Source organism: Streptomyces sp. NPDC002580 (assembly GCF_042889485.1).
Lineage (GTDB): Bacteria > Actinomycetota > Actinomycetes > Streptomycetales > Streptomycetaceae > Streptomyces.
The window spans coordinates 408,196-419,799 of sequence record NZ_JBIAQZ010000006.1 but is presented as its reverse complement, the minus strand read 5'-3'; the positions used below and the strand labels follow the sequence as shown (position 1 = coordinate 419,799).

At 74.4% G+C, this 11,604-nt stretch carries 9 protein-coding genes; 2 read left to right on the top strand and 7 right to left on the bottom strand.

Annotated features, from left to right (window positions below):
* Nucleotides 1-51: 51 nt before the first annotated feature.
* From ACFYW7_RS21155 to rpe, 4 genes are all read right to left on the bottom strand, one after another.
* A complete protein-coding gene (locus ACFYW7_RS21155) occupies nt 52-429 on the bottom strand; it encodes a barstar family protein (protein WP_389504456.1) in 378 nt (125 codons plus the stop codon).
* Nucleotides 426-806, bottom strand: coding sequence for a ribonuclease domain-containing protein (locus ACFYW7_RS21150; protein WP_389504454.1), 381 nt, complete (start codon nt 804-806; stop codon nt 426-428). Before ACFYW7_RS21150 ends, ACFYW7_RS21155 begins: the two co-directional genes overlap by 4 nt.
* A gap of 211 nt (nt 807-1,017) precedes the next feature.
* A complete protein-coding gene (locus ACFYW7_RS21145) occupies nt 1,018-2,061 on the bottom strand; it encodes a sugar-binding transcriptional regulator (protein ID WP_389504452.1) in 1,044 nt (347 codons plus the stop codon).
* A 78-nt stretch (nt 2,062-2,139) separates the two neighbouring features.
* Complete coding sequence (gene rpe, locus ACFYW7_RS21140) at nt 2,140-2,826, bottom strand: ribulose-phosphate 3-epimerase (RefSeq protein ID WP_389504450.1); 687 nt, start codon at nt 2,824-2,826, stop codon at nt 2,140-2,142.
* Between the two features lie 251 nt (nt 2,827-3,077).
* Between rpe and ACFYW7_RS21135 the strand changes: the two genes are divergently transcribed.
* Nucleotides 3,078-5,318 carry an MMPL family transporter gene (locus ACFYW7_RS21135; protein ID WP_389504666.1) on the top strand — a complete coding sequence of 747 codons (2,241 nt, stop codon included), beginning with the start codon at nt 3,078-3,080 and terminating at the stop codon, nt 5,316-5,318.
* 74 nt (nt 5,319-5,392) lie between these two features.
* On the opposite strand, the gene ACFYW7_RS21130 is transcribed toward ACFYW7_RS21135, so the two are convergent.
* Nucleotides 5,393-6,826 carry an RsmB/NOP family class I SAM-dependent RNA methyltransferase gene (locus ACFYW7_RS21130; protein WP_389504448.1) on the bottom strand — a complete coding sequence of 478 codons (1,434 nt, stop codon included), beginning with the start codon at nt 6,824-6,826 and terminating at the stop codon, nt 5,393-5,395.
* 63 nt (nt 6,827-6,889) lie between these two features.
* Nucleotides 6,890-7,822, bottom strand: coding sequence for a methionyl-tRNA formyltransferase (fmt, locus tag ACFYW7_RS21125; protein WP_389504446.1), 933 nt, complete (start codon nt 7,820-7,822; stop codon nt 6,890-6,892).
* 404 nt (nt 7,823-8,226) lie between these two features.
* Here fmt and ACFYW7_RS21120 point away from each other — a divergent pair, with 404 nt between their 5' ends.
* Nucleotides 8,227-8,769: a hypothetical protein gene (locus ACFYW7_RS21120; RefSeq protein WP_389504444.1), complete on the top strand. Its 543-nt coding sequence runs from the start codon at nt 8,227-8,229 to the stop codon at nt 8,767-8,769.
* Nucleotides 8,770-8,887: 118 nt separating this feature from the next.
* Here ACFYW7_RS21120 and ACFYW7_RS21115 read toward each other — a convergent pair whose 3' ends face one another.
* Entirely contained in the window at nt 8,888-11,071 is a 2,184-nt protein-coding gene (locus tag ACFYW7_RS21115; protein WP_389504442.1) for a primosomal protein N', read from the bottom strand.
* Nucleotides 11,072-11,604: the final 533 nt, after the last annotated feature.

Below are 11,604 nucleotides of genomic sequence, written 5' to 3'. Positions count from 1 at the left end.
GAGCACGTACTTCATTCTCCCACGACCGCCGGAATGCGATGCCCTCACAGATCATCCAGGCTGGTCAGGGGGCAGTTGGTCGGATCCTCCAAGGACGAGGACGACCGACAGCGTGGCGTCGAACTGCGTGTAGTGACCGGAGGCCGACTCCAGCACCTCCTGGGCGGTCTCCCACTCCTCGGGCCGCGCCCGCGCGTAGGGACGCCACCCGGTGACCACCAGGAGTCTGCCCGGACTGGCCGGTCCCCAGTCGGGGTCGCCCAGGACGTCGGCGAGCGCGTCCCAGTTCCCCCCGAACCACTCCGGCAGGTCGAGGCCGCGGACGCAGCGCGCCATGAAACCGGCCTTGTCGAGCACTCCGGTGAGGTCGAGCTCGGTGACCTGCCACCCGGCTGAGCGGCACACCTCCGCGAGAGGACCGCGGGTCATCTCAGCACCGCCTTGAACGAGTCGTAGTGGTCGTCGGTGTAGTAGATCTCGCCGCCCTGCCCGGTGACAATGCGCCGGGCCCCCCGGTCGCCCTCGCCGGGGGTCCGCACGGTGTACTCGTGGTAGTAGCCCCGTCCGTGCCTCGGCAGTTCCCGCTCGAAGTTGCCGAAGACGCCGCCGTCCGCGGCGTACGGGAAGGGGCCGCCCCGGTCGATGAGGGCGAGGGTCTCGCGCGCCTGCGCGGGGAGCGCCGCCGCGTCGACGGCGGGCAGGCCGTCGGCCCAGGACGGGACCGCCGCGGCAGGGCTCGCCGTCGTGGCCGCGGAGCGGCCCGGGACGGCGGTCCCGGTCGACGAGCAGCCTGTCAGCAGGACCACCGGACAGAGCAGCAGCGCGGCGGACAGACGGCCCGCCGCCGCGCGAGGGGAGGACGCGCGAGGGGGCGGGCGGGGGCGCCAGAAAAACGGGCCGCCCCCCGCCCCCCCCCCCCCCCCCCCCCGGGGGGCGCGCCCCGGGGGGGGGGGGCGTGCCCCCATTCACGTCTCGGCGCCCCCCCCCCCCCCCTCGCGGCGCGCGGTGGAGAACCCGTCAGGGGCCGTCCGGGTCCGCCCGGTTCAGGGCCGGACGCGGAGGCGGGCCCGCCGTCATCAGACTGTCCGCGGCCGAGGTGTCCGTCACCAGGCTGGTGACGAGGCCGGACCGCAGCACCGCGTCGATGGCGGCCGCCTTGCGCTGCCCGCCCGCGATCGCGACGACCTCGGGGATACGGCGCAGCCGGTCGGTCTCGACCGTGATGCAGCGCTCGCCCAGGTCACGTCCGACCCGCCGGCCCTCGGCGTCGAAGAGGTGCGCGGACATCTCGGCGGCGACACCGAGGGACGCGTAGTGGGAGCGTTCCTCGTCGCTGAGCATGTCGTGCACCGTGGAGATGCCGGGCTCCCAGGAGCCGATGGAGACGCAGGCGACCGTGACCTTGTCGAAGTACTCGAAGGCGCGGGCGATCCCCGTCTGGTTGCGCAGCGCCGCGGCGGTGGCCGCGTCCGGCAGCAGCATCGGCGCGTAGATGGGATGGGCGTCGCCGCCCGACACCTGCGCCGCTCGCCGTACGGCCTCGACGGAGCCGCGTTCGGCGGTCCCGGCGTCGTACACGCCCGTCAACTGCACCACGGTGCACGGCGGGAGCCGGTCGAGCGCCGCCGCCATGTGGATCGTGGAGCGGCCCCAGGCGAGGCCGAGCACATCTCCCTCGTTGACGAGCTCGCCGAGCAGGTCGGCGGCCACCTCGCCGAGGTTCTCCGGGTCGGGCGACTCCTCGGCGTCGGCCGGGGACTCGACGACCACGGCGTGGCGCAGGCCGTAGCGGGCGCGCAGCGCGTCCGAGCGCTCCGCGTCCAGCTCGGCGGGGACGCGGATCTCGATCCTCACGAGATCCCGTTCGAGAGCGGTCTCCAGGACCCGGGCCACCTTGAAGCGGCTCACGCCGAACTCCTCGGCGATCTGGATCTTGGACTTGCCCTCGAGGTAGAAGCGGCGGGCCATGGCCGCCGCCTGGACCAGCTCAGCGGGTCCCATCCGCATGGCTGACCGGCCAGCCGACATACCCGACACGGCGATCTCCTCACTGCTGTTCACACTCTGGATTCGCCGCTCATCCTCGCAGATCCGGCGCACTCGGTTCGCCCTGATGGGCGGCGTTCACGTTCCCTTGGTTCAGTGGTCGCACGCCCACGATGCCAGGGCCGTCGCCTGCTCGGCCTGGGTGCGCAGTGCACGTACCGCCTGGGCCGGGTCCGCGGCCCCGTACACCGCCGAACCGGCGACGAACACGTCCGCGCCCGCCTCCGCGCACCGCTCGATGGTCGACGCCGAGACCCCGCCGTCGACCTGGAGCCACAGTTCCAGTCCGTGCTTGCTGATCAACTCGCGCGTACGGCGGATCTTGGGGAGCATGATGTCGAGAAAAGCCTGGCCCCCGAATCCGGGTTCGACCGTCATGATCAGCAGCATGTCGAGCTCGGGCAGCAGGTCCTCGTACGGCTCGATGGGGGTCGCCGGCTTCAGCGCCATGGAGGCGCGGGCTCCCATGGCCCGGATCTCCCTGGCCAGCCGGACGGGCGCGGCGGCGGCCTCCGCGTGGAAGGTGACCGAACCGGCACCGGCTTCCACGAACCGGGGAGCCCACCGATCGACGTCCTCGATCATCAGATGGCAGTCCAGCGGAGTCGCCGTCGCACGGGCCAACGACTCCACCACCGGCACCCCGAGGGTGAGGTTCGGTACGAAATGGTTGTCCATGACGTCGACATGGAGCCAGTCAGCCCCCTCCACCGCCTGTGCCTCCTCGGCAAGGCGGGCGAAGTCGGCGGACAGGATGCTGGGGTTGATCTGCGCGGCCATGCCCCAAGCCTGCCATGTCCCGGGCCGGTTGCTCGCCCCGGTCCGGACCTGGGTCGTTCCGCGGATGTCCCGGGGGGTCCCGGCACGCTCTCCCGGCCGCCCCGGCGACTCCCCGCGCGAACCCGGCGGTGGGTGTGAAACGGCTGGACGCCTGGAAGCGGGCGACCATCGGTTTCGTGTGCGGACGGCGCTCCAAGTGGCTGGTTCTGGCGCTGTGGCTGCTGGTGCTCGTCTTCGTGGCACCCCTCGGAATGAAGCTCGCCGACGCCCAGGACAACGACGCCCAGTCCTGGTTGCCGGGCTCGGCCGAGTCCACCCAGGTCCTCGACATCTCGAACGGGTTCCGGCCCGAGCAGATCCCCGCCGTCGTCGTCTACACGCGCGCGGGCGGCCTGACGGAGCAGGACCGCCGGCAGATCGCGGAGGACGCGCAGCAGGCGAAGACCCTGCGGGAACACGGCATCCGCGGCGCGGAGTCCCGTGGACCCGTCTTCGACCGGCCCGACGATCCGCGGGCGGCGCAGCTCTACATCCCCATCACGATGGACGCGTCCGGCTGGCAGCGGATCGCCCCGGCCGTCGACTCCATCCGTGACGAGGTGGGCAAGGGCGACGACGGACTCTCGGTGCACGTCACCGGGCCCGGCGGCACGGCCGCCGACTCCTCCAAGGCGTTCGAGGGCATCGACTCGACACTGCTGTTCGCGGCGATGGCCGTCGTCATCGTGATGCTGCTGATCACCTTCCGCAGCCCGATCCTGCTGTTCGTCCCGCTGCTCGGCGTGGTCGTCGCCCTGTTCACGGCGCAGGCGCTGATCTATCTGCTGGCGAGACACGCCGGTCTGACGGTCAACGGCCAGAGCGCGGGCATCCTCACGGTGCTCGTGTTCGGGGCGGGCACCGACTACGCGCTGCTGCTCGTCGCCCGCTACCGGGAGGAGCTGCGCCGCCACGAGGACCGTCACGAGGCGATGACCCGCGCCATGAACCGGGCGGGTCCGGCGATCCTCGCCTCGGGCGCGACGGTCGTGCTCAGCATGCTGGTGCTCCTGGTCGCCGAGATGAACTCGACACGGGGCCTCGGCCCGGTCGCGGCGATCGGCGTGGCCGTCGGCCTGATCGCCATGCTCACCCTCTTCCCGGCCCTGCTGCTGGTCTTCGGGCGCTGGATCTTCTGGCCCGCCGTCCCGCACCTCGGCTCGTCCGATCCGACCCGCGGCGGTGTCTGGGCGCGGATGGGACACCGGATCGCCCGCCGCCCCCGGACGACCTGGGTGGCCACCGCGCTGGCCCTGGCGGTGCTGTCGCTGGGACTGATCCAACTGCGGGCCGCGGGCATCGCCAACGCCGACTCGTTCACCGGGAGACCGGACTCGGTCGTCGGCCAGGAGGTGTCGGCGCGCTACTTCCCCGCGGGCGCCGGCGATCCGCTGGTGATCGTGTCCGACGCCGCGCAGGCCGACGCGGTCGGCCGTGCCGTCGCGGCGGATCCGGGCGTGGTCGCGACGAGCATCGGTGTGCCGCCGGGCAGCGCGCCCGAGCACGGCGGCCGGGCCCTGCTGGAGGCGACGCTGCGCGCCCCGTCCGACAGCGAGGCGGCCAAGGCCACGGTCGACCGGGTGCGCGACGCGGTGCACGCCGTCCCCGGCGCCGACGCGAAGGTGGGCGGGGGCTCGGCGGCCCTGCTGGACATGGAGGAGGCCCAGACGCATGACAACTATCTGGTCATCCCGCTCGTCCTGCTGGTGGTACTGCTGGTCCTGAGCGTCCTGCTGCGCGCCCTGATCGCCCCGCTCCTGCTGATCGGGACCGTGGTGCTGTCGCTGGCCACCGCCCTCGGCGTGAGCGCGCTGGCCTTCCGTCACGTGTTCGACTACGCGGGCGAGGACGTCGCCTTCCCGCTGTTCGTCTTCGTGTTCCTGGTGGCACTCGGCATCGACTACAACATCTTCCTGACCACCCGCATCCGTGAGGAGGCGAGCCACCAGGGCACCCGTGCCGGTGTGGTGTCGGGCCTCGCCACCACCGGGGCGGTGATCACCTCGGCGGGTCTCGTCCTCGCGGGCACCTTCGCGGCGCTGGGCACCCTCCCGATCGTGGGTTTCGCGGAGATCGGCTTCGCGGTCGCCCTCGGCGTCCTCCTGGACACCTTCGTGGTGCGCTCGGTGCTGGTCACCGCGCTCTTCCTCGACGTGGGCCCGAAGGTGTGGTGGCCGCACCGGCTCGCCCGCGACGACGGCGGCGTCCGGCCCGCCGACGCGGGGCACCCGCGCGAACCAGGCACCCCCGAGGGCTCCGGGACACCGGGCACGCCCGAGCCGTCCGCCGCGACCGGGACGTCCGTCCCGTCCGCGAATCCCGGCACTGCGGGAACCTCGGGCGCCTCGGCGAATCCCGGGAGCTCCGGCGGCACCGGGACATCCGGCGACACCGGTCGTCCCCCGGACGCGCGGCCCGGAGAACCGACGGATCCGCCCTCACCGCCCGCGTGAACGGCACGCCGCCGGACCGGCGGCGGACCCACCTCCCGTGACGCACGGGCGGTGGGACGGCCGGTCGCCGGACGTCAGCCGGTCCTGCGGACGAGGGCCAGGTACATCGCGTCCGTCCCGTGCAGATGCGGCCACAGCTGTACGTCGGGGCCGTCCCCGAGAGCCGGTACGCCGGGCAGCAGCGGACGGGCGTCGAACAGCTCGGCCGTACCGCCCTCGTAGTGCTTGAGGACGTCGTCGACGACCGCGCGGGTCTCGGCGAGGTGCGGCGAACAGGTCGCGTACCCGACGACGCCGCCGACCCGTACCGAGTCGAGGGCCGTGCGCAGCAGCCCGCGCTGGAGCGACGCGAAGCCGTCGAGGTCCTCGGGGCGGCGCCGCCAGCGGGCCTCGGGACGGCGGCGCAGCGCGCCCAGGCCCGTGCAGGGCACGTCCATGAGCACGCGGTCGAAGGTACCGGGCCGCCACGGCGGGCGGGTGCCGTCGGCGGCGATGACCTGGTAGGGGCCGGGGTTCCCGGCGAGTGCCTTGGCCACCAGCCCCGCGCGGTGCGGCTGCTTCTCGGAGGCGAGCAGCGTCGCCCCCCGCTGTGCGGCGAGACCCGCCAGCATCGCCGCCTTGCCGCCGGGTCCGGCGCAGCCGTCCAGCCAGGCCCGGTCCGGCCCGTCGAGCGGCGCGTTCGCGAGGGCGAGCGCGACCAGCTGGCTGCCCTCGTCCTGGACACCCGCGCGGCCCTCGCGCACGGCGTCGATGGCGCCCGGCTCGCCGCCCTCGGTGAGCCGGACGGCGTAGGGCGACCAGCGCCCGGGAAGCGCCGAGTCCTCGTCCAGCGCGCCGAGGAGCTCCTCGGCGGTGGAACGTCCCGGCCGGGCGACGAGGGTGACCTCGGGCCGCTCGTTGTCGGCCTCCAGGAGGTCCTCGATACCGGCCCGGCCGCCGCCCAGCGAGTCCCACAGCGCGGAGACGATCCAGCGCGGATGCGAGTGCACGACGGCGAGATGGTCCTCGGGGTCGTCCTCGTAGGGGGGCGCGACCTGTTCCACCCAGGCGTCGAGGTCCTGCCGCGCGACCTTGCGCAGCACGGCGTTCACGAACTTGGCGCGCCCGTCGCCGAGCACCACCCTGGCCAGCTCGACGGAGGCGGAGACGGCGGCGTGCGTCGGGATCCGCGTGCCGAGCAGCTGGTGGACCCCGAGACTGAGCACGTCGAGGACCGGCGGGTCGACCTCCCGCAGCGGCCGGTCCACACAGGCCGAGATGACGGCGTCGTACGTCCCCTGCCTGCGCAGCGTGCCGTACACCAGCTCGGTGGCGAGGGCGGCGTCCCGGCTGTCGAAGTCGCCCTTCTCGCGCGCCTTGCGCAGCAGCGGCGGCATGACGAGGTTGGCGTAGGCGTCGCGCTCGTCCACGGCCCGCAGCGCCTCGAAGGCGAGCATGCGGACCGGGTCCTTCTGGGGGCGGCGGTAGGGCTTGCCGGGCTTCTTCGGCCCACGGGACTGCTCAGTCACGAAAAAGGTGCTCCGGATCCAGGAAAAATGGTGCGCTCATCAGCGTACGCCGCAGGGCCGGCGTCAGCTCCCGAGCCGCTCCCCGGACGCGATCCGCACCCCACGGGCCCAGTCCGCCGCGCGCATCGGCTTCTTGCCCTGGGCCTGCACCCAGAGCAGCTCCAACGCGTAGGAACCCGTACCCACGTACACGTTGTTCTTGGCGACCGACAGCTCGCCCGGGGCGAGGTCCGTACGGTCGGGCACCATCGCGACCTGGATGAGCTTGAGCCGCTCGTCGCGAAAGACGGTCCAGGAGCCCGGGGCGGGCGTGCAGCCGCGCACCACGCGGTCGACGCGCAGCGCCGGGGCGGCCCAGTCGACGTGGGCGCTCTCGACGGTGATCTTCGGGGCCGTGCTGATGCCGTCGGCGGGCTGGGGCACGGCCTTGAGCGTGCCGTCCTCGATGCCGTCCATCGTCGCGGCGAGCAGTCCTGACCCGGCGAAGGCGAGCCTGGTCAGCAGGTCCCCGCTGGTGTCGGTGGGCCGGATCTCCTCGGTGACCGTGCCGTACACCGGCCCCGAGTCGAGGCCCTCCTCGATCAGGAAGGTGGAGGCGCCGGTGATCTCGTCACCGGCCATGATCGAGTGCTGCACGGGGGCTGCGCCGCGCCAGGCGGGCAGCAGGGAGAAGTGCAGGTTGACCCAGCCCCGCTCCGGGACGTCGAGGGCGACCCGGGGCAGCAGCGCCCCGTACGCGACGACGGGACAGCAGTCCGGGCCGATCTCCCGCAGCCGGGCCAGGAACTCCTCGTCCCGGGGCTTCACGGGCTTGAGCACCTCGATCCCGGCCTGTTCCGCCCGCTCGGCGACCGGACTCGCGACGAGCCGTCGCCCCCGCCCGGCCGGCGCGTCCGGCCGGGTCACGACGGCGGCCACCTCGTGCCGCCCGGAGGCGATCAGGGCGTCCAGGGCGGGAACGGCGACCTCGGGGGTGCCTGCGAAGACGAGCTTCATGGGTGGCGGTTGGCCTCTCGGGCGGGAGCACTTCCATCCCCGCGCGCGCCGGTGAGGGCGAAGCGCGGGGCAGCGCACCAGTCTATGCCGCGCCGGGCCCGAGGGCCCGGGGGTTCTCCAGGGGTGACGGGCGTTCTCCGGCGGGACTCCGGGAGGCCCGCGCCTCGGCTCGCACGGGCGGTGCGGCCCCTTCCGGGAGGGGTGCGGCCGGCACCACCGGCTCGCGGGGCGCGTCCGTCACACATCGGGGGGCGTACATCTTGGGACGCGCCCCGTGCATATGCCCTCGCGCCCCCGCAGCGTGACCACTCACCCGTCCACGCGTTGGTCAAGAAAGAGTTGACCACAGCGGGCTGCAATTTCGCGGCCCGATCCTTTTCAACGCCGGTTCGAGAGGCTTGTTCATGGCCGACCACGCAACCCACGACGCCCAGGCCCGGGCCAGCCTGCACTTGCTGGTGCGCGACATCGAGCGGGTCCGCCGGCAGGTGGACGCACTGCGCACGCTCACCGCCCAGCTCGGCAATGTCTACCGCCCACGCCGCTCCGGCCCCTCCACGGGCTTCGTCGTCTACGGACGTGCCCCCGCCCCGACCGTCCGTCTCGCCCAGGAGCTGCGGGACAGCGTCGAGACCCTGGTCACGGCCGCCGTGGACTTCGACCGCTCACTCGGTTTCTCGTGGGACGCGGTGGGCTCGGCCCTCGGGGTCACCAAGCAGGCGGTGCACCGTCGTTACGGAGCGCGCCGCGCCACCGCCCAGGCCGCCGCCGAGGCGGAGCGCGCCACGGAGACGGCGAGCGCCCGCACGGTCGCCGTCGACACCCCGCTCCCCACCGTGCCGACCGTTCCCGCCGCCCGATCCATGCCGACCCAGCCCACGGCCGGCAGCCCCACCCTCCGCGAAGAGGTCAGGCCCACGGCCTGCCCGGGCCCACGCAACGGCTGACCGATCCGAGGTCACCGCGCGACGACCACTGCCTCCCGGCGCCGAAGCCCCCGGGAGGCAGTCCTATGTCCGCCCCCGGACCCCACCGGACCAGCCGGACTCACCGACCCCACCCACCTCACCCGATGTCGGGCGGATCGACGCGGATCCGTACGGGCTCGCCCCCGCCCCGCGCCATGCGTGCCGCCTGGGCGCTCTTCAGCGCGGCCGCCAGCGCGGCACCGCTGCCCGGCGGCACTCGGACGAGCACCCGTTCCGCCGGCTCCGCCGCGGGGGGTGCCCCGGGCCGCCTGGACCGCCCGGCCTCCGCGACCGGCAGCGGCACGGGCCCCAGCACCTCGGCATCGCCCGGCAGTTCGGCGGCCGCGAGGAACCCGGCGAGCGCCTCCGCCGACCCGGACACGGACACCATCCGGGAGACCGGGGGAAATCCGAGTTCGGCCCGCTCGGCGAGTTCGCGCACCGCGTGTCCCACGGGGTCCCACCGCACGAGTGCCTGCACCGGCCGCAGGGTCGGTTCGGCCACCACCACGACCGTGCCGCCCTGCGCCTGCGGCCGGACCAGCGCGGCGGCCCCGGTCCACCGGCGCAACGCGTCCTCGCCGGCCCGCAGATCCGGCCGCCCGACCATCGCCCAGCCGTCGAGCAGCAGGGCGGCCGCGTACCCGCCCTCGGCGACGGGTTCGGCACCCGGGGTGCTCACCACCAGCGCGGGTGCCGCGGGAACCGTGTCCAGCACCTGCTCCCGTCCGGAGGTGCGCACCGGCACGGCCGGGAACGCCCGTCCCAGTTCCTCGGCGGTCCGCCGGGCGCCGACGACCTGGGCCCGCAGCCGGAACCCGCCGCACTCCTGGCAGTGCCAGGCCGGCTCGTCCCGCCCGCACCACGCGCAGCGCAGCGCCCGCGCGTCCTGGGCCTCCAACGGCCCCGCGCAGTGGCGGCACCGCGCGGGCTCCCGGCACCGCGCGCACGCCATCCGGGGCACGTATCCCCGGCGGGGCACCTGCACCAGCACCGGCCCCTGCCGCAGCCCCTCCCTGACGACCTGCCAGGCGAGTGTGGGCAGCCGGGCGGCCCGGGCTGCCTCGTCGCGCGCGAGATCACCGTCCCCGACGGTGCGCACCAGCGGCGCCGCGGCGCGCACCTGCTCCCGGTCGGCGGCCAGCGGCAGCGCCCAGCCGCTCTCGACCAGTTGGGCCGCCTCCACCGTGCAGGTCCAACTCCCCAGCAGGAAACCGCACCTGTCTCGGGACGCGCGCAGCTCCAGCACTTCCCGGACATGCGGGAAGGGCGCGTTGTCATCGCTGTGTCCCGCGTCGCCGTCGTCCCAGACGACCACGAGTCCGAGATTCCGTACGGGCGCGAACATGGCGGCCCGCGTTCCGACGACGGCCCGTACGGCGCCCCGGCGGACGGCGAGCCACTCCCGGTAGCGCCGCTCCTGTCCGGCGTCGGCGGTCAGCACGACGTGCTGCCCCTCCCCCAGCAGCGCCGTCAGGGCGCTGTCCACGCGGGCGGCGGGCCGCCCGGCCGGTACGACGACGAGCGCGCCGCGCCCCGACGCGAGCGTCGCCCGCACGGCCCGGGCGATCTCCTCGGCCCACTGGGGGCCGGGCAGCGCGGTCCACACCGCGCGCGGGGCCCCGCCGGAGGCGAGCGAGGCGAGGAAGTCCGCTCCCCTTCCGTACCGTCGCCAGGTCCCGGGCTCGGGCGCCGTGGGCGGCGGCGGGGGCACCGGCGACTCCCGTGCCTCGGCGCGGGCGTGCCGGGGCGGAACGGCCAGTTGCAGTACGTCGGCGAGCGATCCCGCGTACCGGTCGGCGACGGCGCGGGCGAGACCGAGCAGCTCGGGCCCGAGGACGGGCTCGGGGGAGACGACCTGGGCGAGGGCGGCCAGCGGCCCGGAGTAGTCGGACTCGGCGACCCGCTCGATCAGGTAGCCGTCGATCAGACCCCCGCCCTCGCGCCGCCCACCGCGGACGTTGCGTCCCCCGGCGCCGAACCGTACCCGGACCCGCACGCCCGGTTGCGCCGCCTCGTCCAGGTCCTCGGGCACGGCGTAGTCGAAGTAGCGGTCGAGGTGCAGCACCCCTTTGTCGACGAGCACCCGGGCGACGGGCAGGTCCTTCGCCAGCGCGGCTCCTCGCCAGGTCCGCGGCTTCGCCTTCGGTTCCTTGGCCTGGCGCACGGCTTCCCGGATCAACGCGAGCTGCTCGGGCGGCGCGCCGTCCCCGCCGCCCGTACGGTCCCCACCGTCCGTACCGTCGGTACCGCCCTCGGTTCGCCCGTTCGCGCTGCTCACAGCAGTATTCCTACCAGACCGCACCGACAGCGCCGGGCGCCCGAGATCGGGCCGGCCGCGGATCGCGAACGCCCTGGGGGCGCTTCTGCCATGGGCCGCTCGGCCATACCGGTCCAGGACCGGCAGCAGGATTCGAACCTGCGAGGGGATCACCCGGAAGTATCCGTGGCCGTCGCACCGGGCGCCGCGGCGCCGATTCTCCCGAGATCAAGGCGGCAGCGGTACGTGATTCCAGATTCACCGCACGCCATGGGCGTACTCCACCGAAGCAACCGCGGCCATCGCACCGGGAGATCACCAGGCTACGGAACCCGGCCCGGCCGCTCCACCGCTTTCCCGCGGCCGCTCTCCGTACGGCCCCGCCGCGCAGCCGATCACGACGCGGCCGATCACGACAGAGCCGTGGGGGCCCGCCCCCCCGGGGGGGGGGGGGCGCCCCGCGCGCCGGCGCCCGGGGGGCCAACACGCCCGCGGCCGCGCGCCGCCCCGCGCCCCCCGCCGGGCGCGCCCCCCCGGAGACGGGGCGCGCGCGG